Below are 12,687 nucleotides of genomic sequence, written 5' to 3'. Positions count from 1 at the left end.
TAACGGTTCTTGATTTTGAATGAAATGCCCATTTCTGGGCAGACACTAGTTAAATGTATTCAGATCCCGGAAAACAACTACCGCTCCAGTCAGCATCCCCCGGTCGCGTATGGGGGTGCTGATATACTCAACCGGGAAACTGCTGCCGTTTTTGCACCAGAAAACATCTTCGGAATTGTAATGAACGAGACCGTCCCGGTAGGCCATATAGATGGGGCAGTCTTCTTCGGGGTGATTATCACCGTTCGGGTGGGTGTGATGAACCAGTTCATGGTGTGATTGTCCGATCAGTTCTTCCACTTTCCAGCCAAGCATGACCGAGGCAGCCTGATTCATGAAAATCACCTTGCCCCGGTTATCAAGACCGAAAATGCCCTCTCCGGCTGAATCGAGAATGAGGCTGAGCTGCTTCTGCAGCTCCCTTATCTCCTCCTCTGCCTGGATACGTTCCGCAATTTCCCGATTCAGGGTGCCGTTGATTACCTGGAGTTCAAAAATACGTTTTTCAATGGTTTCTTCATATTGATTTTTAAGGGTTTTATTTGTTTCTTTTTGCTCTGTCAGGTCTGTTTGAAGTGTTAGTATGTTCCGGTCTGCCTGTCTGAAAAAGTAGAAAAAAGTCAGAAGAACGCCCCCGTACAGAAAAATAATCGGCCAGAGACTGTTTATGTTTTCGTTGAGCGCATCCGGTTGCAGATTGACAGGTTTTGAAAAGAAGACAAGGGTAAAAATAATAAACTCACATAGAATAATAAGAGTAGTCAATATCTCTCTTTTCCGTATTGCACTCAACATGGCTTCACCGGCAGGTCAAGAGTAAACCGGGTTCTGTACCCGGGAGTGGATTGCACCCTGATATGCCCTCCATGATCTCTGATCAGGCCGTGGCTGATGGAGAGGCCCAGTCCGGTGCCTTCACCGGGAGGTTTGGTGGAGAAAAACGGGTCAAAGAGCCGGCTCTGTATTTCCGGCGGAATGCCGATTCCATAGTCGGTAAAGGTGAGCCTGAGAAAAGGCGAATCATTATCGGGCATATATTGTCCCTGGATTTCAATACGTTTTTCCGGACATGGTCGGGCATATCGTCTGTTCAGAGCGTACCTTGCGTTGCTGATCAGGTTCAGGACAACCTGTTGGAGCTGCTGTTCATTGCACAGTAGAGGCGGGAGAGAAGTATCAATATCAATATCGCAGCTGATACCGTCCTTTTTCAGGAGATGGGCGACAAGCTGCAGGCTGTTGGTGATAATGCGTTCCACGGGGACGGGAGCAACAACTTCTTTCCGCTGTCTGGCAAAATCGAGCAGGTTTGAGACTATCCGGGCTATCCGCTTGCCCTCACTGATGATGTTTTCGAGGTTATTTCCTGATTCCGGGTCGTTCGGGGCATCAAGGATTATCTGGGCATAATTGATAATGCCGTTAATCGGATTGTTGATTTCATGGGCGATGCCGGAGGCGAGTTCCCCTATGGCTGCAAGCTGGGCAGCTCGTACCGCCTCCGCCCTGACAACTTCTTCTTCGGTAAGGTTTCTTGCCACAAGAAGTGTTGCGTTGATTTCTCCATTTTCCTCCAGCAGGGGACTGACCGTGAGCATGTACGTTCCGTGGAGACCATTGAGTTCCGTTTCGGAAATACGGGTTTTCTGGTAACCAATAAATTGTTCGAGAGGGCACTGGTTTTCAATGTTATGGCAGTTACCGTGGAGAATATCGCAAACCCCTTTTCCTATGACTTCATCCCTGTGTTTTCTGGCGGCGGCACAGGTCGCCGGATTGGCTTCCAGGATAATGTTTTCGTTTGATACAACCAGAGCCGGGTCCTGAATGGCAATAAATATTTTTTCCCACCTGGCGGTCAGTTTATTGATCTGTTGATCGGCTTCAAGGGTTTCCGTCACATCAATGCCAAGCATGACCAGGCCGACCTTGCTTGTTTCTATATCATGGCGAATGGAGCCATGCCAGCTTATGTGCCTTTCAGTGCCGTTTCTGTGGGGCAGAGGGGCATTGAAATTGATATCTGTTTTGGTGCCCTTGAGAACTTTTGAGAAAAACTGTTGAAACTCCTTGCGTTTCAAGGGATTGATCAGAACATCCACCCAGTATTTTTCAAGGACTTCGTGTTCCGGAAAACCGGTGAGATCCTCTGCCCGTTTGTTGAATGAAAGGATGGTACCGCAAGGGCTTATAGTGACCATCAGGGCCTGAATGGTATCAACTATCTCCTTGTTGAAATCCCGTTCTATTTTCAATTTCAGGGAGGTTTCCTGGGAAAACAATGCCAGAGCCACGTCATCTATGACATGGGCAATAAACTCCCTGTCCTGTTGGGAAAAATGAATAGCACTGGAGCAGTGCATGGCCACAAAACCATAGGTATGATGCCTGTAGCGCACAGGCCAGATTACACAATGGTGGTTTGAGGTGTCGTTTAAATCTGATTGGTCAATGTCAAGATAAAGATCAAAGGAATCCTCTCCGGCCCAGATGAAATGACAGCCGAAGGCTGCTTCAAGAATAGTACAGCACTGTTGAAAGATAAAGGACTGGTTCTGTTCTTCGGGGTCACAGAGGCTATGCTCCCTGATGATTGTGAGGAGTCTGTTGCGGTGTTGAAAAAGGAGGAACTTTTTTGCATCTTCTCCGGACAGTCGTTTTGCCATAAGCCGCTCCGTCAGGGTTAGGTTACTTCTCTGGATGCCGGTTCTGCAAATTTTCCTTTCAACTTTTATGCCATTGGGGCTTTTCCAAGATATGGGAAGAAAAAAAAATTCTGATGCCCCATGAAACTCAGCCGGATCAGGGGAGATGTTTTTTCAGGCTGAGTTTCGCCGGCAGCAGGAAAATAATGAGCATATGTATATTATACATCTGTTTGAATTTCTTTGCCCGGTTGTTTTTTTCCGGTTCTTGAGTTTTTTCCGATGTCGGACTATCATTGGGGGCAAATTATGGTGTTGTTTATCTGAATTTTTACCGGCAGAAGGTCTTTCTGCTGGAGTTGGATTTTAATCACCTTATGATACAGAAACGGCAAATAGATTTGAACCTTCTGGTCCAGTCACACTGTTTTAAATTACGATGTTCAGCGGGCAGTTAAAGAGTACCGGGGAGGTACTGGATGGAGAGGAAATTAAAAATAAGCTGGTTTCAGGTTCTGATTGCCATGCTGGTCTGTGCGGGCTATTTCTTTTATTTCGTGAACAGGGCCCATGTGGATCTCCAGGTTCAGGTGGAAAAAAGAACCCTTTTTAAAATTTACTGGGTCGGGCCAGGAGAAAGATATTCAGAGAAGCACCATGTGGAGGTCCTGGTAAAACCGGGAAAAGAGCAGTATCAGTTTTATCTCACAGATCTCGGGAAAGTCAGCAGACTGCGTATAGATCCGCAGGAATACAGAGGAGTGAGCAGGATAAAAAAAATTGAGATTACCCAGCGCGGTTTTCCCGTCATTTCCCTGGGAGGAAAAAGTGGTTTTTCAGGACTGCAGCCCGGACCACAGGTGCAGGAAGCTGTTCCAGTCGATAATATGCTGGAAGTGCATGCTTCCGGGAATGATCCTTTTTTTGAATATACGCTGCCGGACGGTCGGATTGAAAGTAACCTGACAACCCTGTTGATACGTCTTGGCGGTATTTTTCTTTTTGTGTGTTTCGGGGGGATGTATACCGGGCCTCTTCTGGAGGAGTACCGTTTTGTTCCCCTGCTGCTGGTTGCGGCTGTAACCATGGCGGTTGTCATGGCGGGAACAAGTCGGCGTGATGTTCATCCGGATGAGCATGTTCATCTTGAAGCATCAAAATATTATATGGATAACTGGATGGTGCCCCGGATTGAAGATGAAAAAATTCGCAGTACCTACAGCCGCTACGGGGTATCCAGGCTGAATAATCATGAGGTTTATTATTTCTTTGCCGGGAAATTTGCGTCCCTGTTCTCTGATTTGAAACTCAATGATTTCAGGATACTGAGGGCTTTCAATATCCTGCTGTTTATTACTGTTCTTCTGGTTACCATCATCCATACGGAATCACGGTTGGTGGCGTTGCCGCTGCTGCTTTCTTCCCAGGTCTGGTATCTTTTCAGTTACTGTAACTCTGATGCATTTGCCCTGTTCATTGCTTTTATTGCTGCCTGGCAGCTCACGGGTTCTGAGACACTGCTGAAACGGTTTCTGACTGGGCGGCCGCGTTGGAAAACTTTCGGGAACGGTCTGGTTGCCGGTTTCTTTTTCGGTCTGGTTCTGCTGTTGAAGAAAAACTACTATCCGTTCGTGATTTTTCTTGTTGGTGCATTGCTGTTTTTCTGCTGGAGCAGACGGCATGAACTGAACCCGAAACGGTTTCTTGTGCGGCTGACGGCAATATTGCTTATCGGGGGCGTTTGTGCAGGGGCAAGGGGGTATCTTGATTATAAGGTGAACGGTCCCGAAAGGGATGCGAAAATAATGGCCATGAGAGTAAAGCTGACGGAACCGCTTTTTAATCCGACAACTGATCTCAACAGGCAGTATGCTTACCTGCGCATGAAAGAAAGGGGAGTGACTCTCTCAAAGATTATTAATGTTCATCGCTGGTTCGAGAAATCCTTTAGAAGTGCGTTTGGCGTGTTTGGTTACTCAACAGTTTCGGCAACCCATGTGTTTTACGATAATCTGAGGTGGCTGCTTCTCGGTTTTTTTCTATTTGTTTCCGCCAACCTGATTTTCCTGGGAGACTGGAGAATCAGAACGGTTTATCTCTGGGGGCTGGTTCTTTCCGTAGCTTTAATCACTGCATCCGTTTACCATTCATGGACAGTGGATTTCCAGGCCCAGGGGAGATATCTCTTTCCGATTTTCCCGATTCTTGGGGCTGTTCTTGTCTGCTCAAGAAATATCCTGTACAGAAAAGGGCTGTCCTTTCTGGTCTTTATCATTTTTCTTATGGGCTGTTATTCTTTTATTGGAGTAGGTCTTGGTGAAATACCAAGAACAGTGGTAATGTGACTGTTAAAAGGGTGATGGCGTTTTTTATGCAGATCTGCGCAGGGCCAGTACAATATTTGCGCTGAAAATAAGTAAAGCTCCGCACCAGCCTGCCATCGTGAGGGGTGGATCCGCCACCAGAACCGGGCCGATGAGAGCAGCCAGTAAAATCCGTGTTGAGGAAATGATCGATCCTTCCACGGCGGTAACATACCTGAACCCGTATGTCAGAAGGTACTGGCCCAGCACGCCCGCAGCTGAACAGGTGAAAAGATAGTAGAATTCCAGGGGAGTGGGTAGAAAGATGGCGTTATGAAAGAGGAGAAACATGCCAAGGGAGCCAAAACCGAACATGAAGAGAAGGATGGTCTGGGAGTCATGGTATTTTCGGCTGATATTGAGGTAGATCATGGCCCCGGCCGCCATGATGCCGGAAGACAGACCCCAGTAATTATATCCTACCGTGGTCGGCTCTCCGGGAGCGAGGATCATCCAGACACCGGTGAAGGCGACTCCGACAATGAGTAGAGCAAAAAGATCCCGCTGGTTTTTGAGAAAAAACCAGGAGAAAAGGGCGACAAAAAGAGGATAAGTCATGTTGAGGATATTGGCTTCAGCGACTGAACCGAAATCTATCGCTTTGTAGAAGCAGAAAACCGAAATCGTATTGGTGAGTGTTCGACCGATAAGATAATGATATTTTCTTGGTCTGAATGACTCTTTCCTGATCAGCATGGAGCCGGAAACCACAAGAAATCCAAGAAGAAACCTGGCAAAAACAAAATAGGATGTTGCGATATCTGTCTTTGGTTCCGCCCAGCGGATGATGGCCGTGGCCAGGTAGAAGCAGAAGGCGGAGCAGAAAACGGCGACCCAGCCGAGAAGGCTCTGTCTGGTCATCAGTTGACCGGAAAAATACGCGCGAGCCATGCCTTATTGTAATCCCGCTAAAAACCGTCTGAAGCGGGAAACCTGTGGTCTGCCTTGAGTTGTTTCTGCGAATTCCCTGACACTGGTTTCCCTCAACTCAATTTCTATGGCAACTTTTTTATTTTTGTCAACTGTTCCCTGCTGCAGAGCCGGCAGGATAAGCTGCGGGTCGTCGCCTGTGGAAAGAAACAGGTTCTTTTCAGGGCTGTTGATCCTCTTCAATGTTCCGGTAATAAAGAGCTTGTCGAACTGCTCGGGAGTGGTACAACTGTAGAGAAGTATGCTGTTTTCAACAGAGGTTACGGTGATTGAAAAGATCTCAATAATACCGATACGTACCCCGGGATCGATGCGTATCCAGAAGGGAAAATCACGTACTTCCGTCTCAATGCCCAGTTGTACCTGCTCACCGGAAGGGCAGTGAGTCCATTGAAAAGTACCGTTTTCAAGGCCTTCTTCTTCCGACCAGGTGTAAACCTGGAGAAAATTAAATCCCTCTTCACCCTGTTCTCTTTTTTGAAACTGTGTCAGGATTTTATCTGAAAATCTTGTCCGGTGAGCCTCCTCCACCCGCTTTGTCCAGTTTTTCAGATAAGTCCGGCTGGTACCCGTTCCTTCAGTGACAGCCTTCAGTGCCCGGGAAAATTGCTCAGAGGATTTTTCCCAGTCAACCCAGTTTTCAGCAGTTTTTATCGCCCCCTGTTTTAAACGCTGCAGTTCAGCCATATTATTTTTTAGTTTCCGCAGAAGGCGGACGACCATTTCTTCCTGGTCTTTCGGGACAACATAACTGTTTTCCCCGTCGACTATATATTCGTCATGTCCGGTAACATCATAGACAATGGCAGTGCCGCCGCAGTGAAACATTTCCAGGGGAGGGCCGAACATTCCTTCGATATAGCTCAGTTTGACCAGGACATCGCAGGATCTGTACACCGGTGGTGTTTCATGGATCGGTATCCGGGAAAAGACCCTGTCCACTCCTGGAAATTTTCCTATATCTGAAGATGTGAGCAGCCATATTTCATCAGCACCCGCTTTTTCCGCCAACTCAATTGAGCGGGGGACATTTTTGAATCCCACATCCACGGGGCCTTCAATCAGGACACGCAGTTTTCCCCCCTTTACCGGGGCAATACACTTACCCTTTGTGTTGTAAAGGTCTTTGCGGATACCATTTCTGACAAGATATGAAGTTCTGTTGTAGTTTTCCCGTAAATAATCCCGGATCCATCCAGCCTCGGTAATGACAGGGATATTGCAGCTGTAGGTTGATTCACAGTAGTGCTGCCAGAGAGCAAGATCCCTTTTGTCATGATGGTTTGGAGTTTCTTCAGGAAAAAAACGGGATTCTATGGACTGGACAAAATAGATATAATGTTTGCCTCGCAGCCGGTGGAGAAGAAAGGGGGACTTCCACCATGTGGCTATGACGATATCGAAGCCTTCAGGCACGGCTTCTTCAAGGGAGAGCCAGCTCAGTTTTCCTGCTTCCGGGTGCCAGCTGTAACGTTCTGAGGCAATAGAACTTTCAGTTATTATTGTAATCCTGTGCCCGCGATTCTGCAGTCTTGCGGCATGTTCGAAAATAACATAAGTACCGCCGCTGATGTCGGGAGAGCCGAGAAGAAAGGCTATGGATAAGGTCATCTGGGTCTGGCCTGGTGGAATCAATTGATTATTCCCGGTTCAGTTCGTGAAGCATTTTTTCGGGGGGCAGTTTTCTTATCACGTTTCGCAGGTGATCATAAAATTGTTTTGATTCAAAATCCACAAGAATATCAGCAACAGTCAGGGGACGGGCCATGGATAATCCCTGCAGGGATCGACAGCGACTGAGGGCGACATAGGTCTGTCCGGTTTCAAATGCGCCACCGCCCAGATCAAGATGAACTTTTTCGATGGTCTTTCCCTGGCTTTTGTGGATGGTCATTCCCCAGGCAGGTATCAGGGGAAACTGGATATAGGCTCCCGTTTCTGTCCGTTCTATTTTTCTACTGTGCTCGTTCCAGCCATAGTGATATTCACTCCACCTGACCCTGCCCACATCGACAATCCTGCCTGAATCCGCAAGCTGGACAAATATCTTTTCGTCCAGCAGTCTCTGTACCCTGCCTACCGTACCACTGATCCATCTTTGAGCCGCGTCGTTTTTGGTGAACATGACCTGGGCGCCGCGTTTGAGTGTCAGCTCCATGGGGGAGGGAAACTGCCTGGATTGAAAGCGGCCAAGCAGTGTCCCGGTGTAGGTTTTCTCGGGAGAGTTGATGCCGGCCATTTCTCGAAAATTGCGGGAACTGATTTCATTGTTTCGGGGGGAAAGCCAAACGGCATCCGGCGGTGGTGTTGAAGTAATTGTGCAACCGGCATTCAGCGCCGCCAATGTCTGAGGCAGGTCGATACCCTCCCGCAGCCTGCTGAGAATATTGACAAAATGCTGATCGGATTGACGGTATGTTTTTGTGAGTTCCACAGCATAATAGGTTGTTTCGCGCAGACATTTTGCATTATAGAATTTTGCGGACCCGTACACCGTCTGGTAAAGTGAGCGGGTAGAAGCCCGGACTACCGGCGGAAGCTGAAACATGTCTCCCACCATGATGACGGGCAGACCGCCGAAAGGTTTATCAATCTCGCGGTTCAACCGTAGAAAACCACTGACGCCATCAAGAAGATTGGCGGTAACCATTGATATTTCATCGATGATAAGCAGTTTTGCCTTCTGGATATCTTTTCGTTTCGGAACATGGTGGATATCCTTTTTTACGATCCAGCCGGGCGGCAGCCGGCAGAGGGAATGAAGGGTCTTGCCGCCGACGGTGAGTGCAGCCATGGTGGTGGGAGCACCGAGAAGTACGGATCCGCTGAATTCATTGACCATCCATCTGACAAAAGTACTCTTGCCTGTTCCGGCTCCTCCCGTGATGAAAATAAGGGGAAATTCTTTTTCAATCAGTTTTTTTACCAGCTTGTATTCGGGCAGAATCTCGATTGAAGAGAGATCGAACTCAGACCTGTTGTCGGGAGTGAGTGTGGCAACTCTGTCCCAGCTACCGGTTCGGCTCCGATTTTCAAGTTCCTGGTTTTCACTGCCTCTGCCGGTCATCTTGTTAAAGACAAATCCGGCTGCCGAGGCCAGGGCTAACAGGGTAAATGGTTCCATACAGGCCTGAAAAAAAGTTGATCGTCAAAAGATGTGTCCGTCCGGGCAGGCGTATTTCAACAATCATCTGCCACCCTGCGGGAGATTGCTTACAGATTCGGGTATTTTGTCCTATTTTCCAGAAGATGTCACCTGAATTCTGCGCTTTTTCTGATATCTTCCACGATCAGGTAGAGGGCAGGGACAAGGGCCAGGGTGATGACAGTGGCAAAAACGATGCCGAAACCAAGAGAAATAGCCATGGGGATGAGAAAGCGTGCCTGGCGTGATGTCTCAAGCATCATTGGTGCCAGGCCGCCGAATGTGGTCAGGGTCGTCAGCAGAACTGGACGAAATCGGCGAAGGGCAGCAAGCTGTATTGATTCAAAAGAATTTTTCCCACTCATCCGTTGCCGGTTGGCGTAATCTATCAGAACCAGGGAGTCGTTGACGACAATTCCAGAGAGGGCAACGATCCCCATCATGCTCATCAGGCTCAGGTTGTACCCCATGATCTGATGGCCGAGAACGGCACCCACCATACCGAACGGAATAGCCAGCATGACAATAACCGGCTGGACATAGCTGCGAAAGGGAATTGCCAGAAGAAAATAGATAGCTCCCAGGGTAAAAAGGAAACCTGTCGCCAGGCTTGAAAGGCTTTCCTTACGGTCGGACTGCCTGCCTCGGTACTGGTGGTCCAGGCCGGGAAAGTCAGCCTCCAGTTGAGGCAGTGTTTTTTCGTTCAGGACCTTTAATATTCGTGAGGTCATACCCAGGGGGTTGACATTGGCGGATACGGTTACGGTCCGGTGGCCGTTTCGTCGTTCTATGCTGGTATATCCTCTGTTTCTGACGGTTTCGGCAATCTGACGCAGGGGAACAAATGTTCCTGACGGGGTATTGACCAGGAATGATTCTATATCATATTCACTTGATCTTTCCGATTCCGGTAACCTGACCCTGATCGTCATTTCATCGCTGTCCCGCTGTTGTCGAAGGGCAATGACGCCCTGGAATGCATTGCGAATCTGTCTGCCGACCTCGGTGGTATCAAGGCCCAGGCTCTTTCCCTGTTCATTGACTTTGAAGGTGAGCTGGATTTTCCCGTTGCCGGCTCCACTGTCGACATCCCTTGTGGCAGGAAATTGTCGGAGTTTTTCCGCGAGCATCTCACTGGCCTCCGTAAGAATATTCCTGTTTCTGTGGCTCAGTTCGATGGATATGGCCGCCCCCCGTCCGGGTCCGCCCCGGTCGGCCTCAAAGCGAATCGACTGGAGGGACGGCAGTGGGCCGACCTCTTTTCTCCACAGTTTTGTCACCCGGCCGGTTGACAGGGGTCTGATTTCCGGCGGGGTGAGATAACCGTTTATTTCGATACGGCTGTTATTCACAGTGGATGAGATTCCTTCGAGAAGCTGCTGGTTGCCATGGGCTGCGGCTACGCGTTCAAGGGCTGAGACAAGTTTGTCATGGACCTGTCTGATTTCCCGGGACGGGCTGCCGTAGGGAAGAGTCGCGGTAACAACGGTGCGATCCGATTCCACCCTGGGCATGAGAATCAGGCCAATACGACCACTTTTCACAAAACCAGCCGTAATGATGAATATTGAAATCAGTAAAGAGACCGTAAAATATTTATAACGCAGGAGAATGAGTAGGATTTTTCCGTAAACAGTATTGATGCAATTGTTTATGAATTTTCCGAAGTGTTGTTGTCTGGTCTGGATAAAGCGGAGAGGAACACTGCGGGATTCTTTTCTGCTGTGGGCCAGATGAGCGGGAAGGATAAGCAGGGCCTCCAGCCAGGAGAGCAGAAAGACTGTTATCACCACCAGGGGGATGACGCGCCATATTTTCCCCATTACACCGGGGACAAGGGCAAGGGGGAGAAAGGCGACGATATTGGTGAGAATACTGAAGGCAATGGGAACAGCCACATCCCTGGCTCCAAGAATGGCAGCCTCTGCATAATTGAGGCCTCTCTGGCGGTATTCATAAATATTTTCTCCGGCGATGATGGCATCATCCACCACTATTCCCAGGGCAATGATGAAGGCAAACATGGAGACCAGGTTGATTGAGATACCGTAAAACGGGAGAAAGAGCAGGCTGCCGAGAAAGGAGATGGGAATACCCATGGTTACCCAGAAGGCGAGTTTTAATTCGAGGAAGAGTCCGAGAAGAATAAGTACCAGGGCGAGTCCAAGAAAACCGTTTTTCAACAGCAGTTCAAGGCGCTGTTTATAGATTTTGGAGTGATCGCTGGAAAAGGACCAGCTGACTGTCGGCGGCAGATCCGGGCTGATTTCTTCCATCACTTCCCGGGCTGCGGAAGATACCGCAATGGGAGTCTCCCGGCCGACCCGGGCAATACGGAGCTGCATGCTTCTGGCACGGTTATATGTTGCATAATGGTCGGAATCACCAAAAATTTCATTAATTTCGGCAATGTCAGCAAGATAGAGTTCAGTTCCGCCTGGCGTGGTGATTATGGGGATACGTCCGAAATCTTCGGCAGTGATTCTTCTGTCTTTAACCCTGAGCAGGATTTCACCGTTTTCTGTTTCAATTTTTCCACCGGGGATTTCGATGGATCGGTTCCGGAGAATCGTCGCAATCCCTGCCAGTGTGAGGTTATATCTCCGGAGGTTTTCCATGGACACCGATATCTCTATTTCCCGGTCCCCGCCTCCAAGGAGTTCCACCTGGGAAATATCCTTGTGTTTCAGAAGACTGTTACGAACCTGTTTCGCCGTTTCAAGAAGAGAAAGCTCAGGTATGTTTCCGTAGATATTCAGGCGTATAACCTGTCTTTTGCGGGTTGCCAGTGATATTATGGGATCTTCGGCATCCCGGGGGAAACTGCTGATACTGTCTACCGCCTGCTGGATATCACGGATAACCCTGCCTGGATCGGCATCTTCCAGCAGCTCTACCCTGATAAGTGCACTGCCTTCAAGCGCTGTGGCTGTGATTTCGCCGATACCCTCCAGGCCGTCAATGGCCTCTTCAACTGCAAGAATAAGCCCCTGCTCTACTTCTTCCGGTCCTGCACCGGGATAGGGTATCCGGATGGAGACAAGATCCAGTTCAAAGGCGGGAAACACTTCCTGTCTGATCCTGGTTGACATGAAAAAACCACCCAGGAGCAGGACCAGCATGAGCAGGTTCGGGGTGACCCTGTTATGAACCATCCAGGCAATGATCCCCTGTTTCTCCCGGGAGTCTGCTGATCTGATCACCTGGTTGCCTCCCCGGAAGTTTTAAGGGTTTTACTGCTGAGTTTCAGGGCCATTCCGGCAACTGGAGCTGAAAGGGATGTGGTTATAATTTGCTCACCTTCCAGAATGTTGGAAGAAACAAGGACCTGCTCCCTGTTACTGAAGACAATGTTGACTTTTCTGACCTGCAGGGTGTTGTCGGTTGACAGAATATGGACACTATTCCCTTCATGGAGATAGCGACGGGGCAGGGGGATTACGTGAGGGAGCAGGGTTCCCTCGATTTCTGCACTGAGAAAGGAACCGAGGAGAAGTCTGGGGCTGTTTTTGTTGGATTTTTTAAAGCTGAGCGGATCGGTAATGGAGACGAAGAGGATGGCCATTCGCCCCTGCTGCTCGAGTTCCGGAGCAAGGCGCAGGAC

General features: G+C 48.9%; 7 protein-coding genes and 1 pseudogene. 1 reads left to right on the top strand and 7 read right to left on the bottom strand.

The annotated features are described in order from the left end of the window. Window positions 1–45: 45 nt before the first annotated feature. Window positions 46–795, bottom strand: coding sequence for a PAS domain-containing protein (locus ACXLDX_RS04995; protein WP_457576095.1), 750 nt, complete (start codon window positions 793–795; stop codon window positions 46–48). Next, a complete protein-coding gene (locus ACXLDX_RS04990) occupies window positions 789–2,666 on the bottom strand; it encodes a PAS domain-containing sensor histidine kinase (protein ID WP_457576094.1) in 1,878 nt (625 codons plus the stop codon). The genes ACXLDX_RS04995 and ACXLDX_RS04990 overlap by 7 nt, the downstream gene beginning before the upstream one ends. Before the next feature lie 458 nt (window positions 2,667–3,124). On the opposite strand from ACXLDX_RS04990, the gene ACXLDX_RS04985 reads away from it, so the two are divergent. Continuing rightward, window positions 3,125–4,990, top strand: a complete 1,866-nt coding sequence (locus ACXLDX_RS04985) for a glycosyltransferase family protein (RefSeq protein ID WP_457576093.1) — start codon at window positions 3,125–3,127, stop codon at window positions 4,988–4,990. 24 nt (window positions 4,991–5,014) lie between these two features. On the opposite strand, the gene ACXLDX_RS04980 is transcribed toward ACXLDX_RS04985, so the two are convergent. The 5 genes and pseudogenes from ACXLDX_RS04980 to ACXLDX_RS04960 all read right to left on the bottom strand — a co-directional run. Then, a complete protein-coding gene (locus ACXLDX_RS04980) occupies window positions 5,015–5,899 on the bottom strand; it encodes a DMT family transporter (protein WP_457576092.1) in 885 nt (294 codons plus the stop codon). A 3-nt stretch (window positions 5,900–5,902) separates the two neighbouring features. Continuing rightward, complete coding sequence (locus ACXLDX_RS04975) at window positions 5,903–7,573, bottom strand: glycosyltransferase family 4 protein (protein WP_457576091.1); 1,671 nt, start codon at window positions 7,571–7,573, stop codon at window positions 5,903–5,905. A gap of 4 nt (window positions 7,574–7,577) precedes the next feature. After that, a complete protein-coding gene (locus ACXLDX_RS04970; protein ID WP_457576090.1) occupies window positions 7,578–9,062 on the bottom strand; it encodes an ATP-dependent DNA helicase in 1,485 nt (494 codons plus the stop codon). Between the two features lie 128 nt (window positions 9,063–9,190). Next, the gene (locus tag ACXLDX_RS04965) at window positions 9,191–12,286 is read right to left on the bottom strand and encodes an efflux RND transporter permease subunit (RefSeq protein WP_457576089.1); all 3,096 of its coding nucleotides are present in this window, start codon (window positions 12,284–12,286) and stop codon (window positions 9,191–9,193) included. Beyond that, window positions 12,283–12,687: pseudogene (locus tag ACXLDX_RS04960) on the bottom strand (hypothetical protein); the annotation flags it as partial. The pseudogene ACXLDX_RS04960 and the gene ACXLDX_RS04965, both read right to left, overlap by 4 nt.

It is taken from the genome of Desulfomarina sp., assembly GCF_054039375.1.
Note: the sequence above shows the minus strand (reverse complement) of the source record. Positions and strands in the feature narration are given on the sequence as shown.